This is a genomic window from Desulfopila sp. IMCC35006 (assembly GCF_005116645.1).
Classification (GTDB): Bacteria; Desulfobacterota; Desulfobulbia; order Desulfobulbales; family Desulfocapsaceae; genus Desulforhopalus_A.
Genome location: NZ_SWCM01000080.1, coordinates 1 through 255 on the forward strand (window position 1 = coordinate 1; position 255 = coordinate 255).

Consider the following 255-nt stretch of genomic DNA (forward strand, 5'->3'; position numbering starts at 1 on the left):
TATGAGATTTTTCCACACGGGCAAACCCATAAGAAATAACCTGGATAGCTTTTGTTGGATCCGGGCTCAGTTCCAATGCACGACTTTTGGTGGTGACGATGATCCCGGCATTGCCATCGGCGGGATGCGTTTGGGAGGCAAAGGTGTGAATGCCATCTGGCGCAACAGGTCTGAGTTTGGCGCAGCCTTCCCTGGTCACAGGGGTAATACCTTCATCGGCCTCGATGATTATCGATTTTTTGCGACTGAGTTTTA

General features: G+C 50.2%; 1 pseudogene. It reads right to left on the minus strand.

Annotated elements, in window-relative coordinates:
* Positions 1-255: pseudogene (locus tag FCL47_RS24670) on the minus strand (thiolase family protein); the annotation flags it as partial.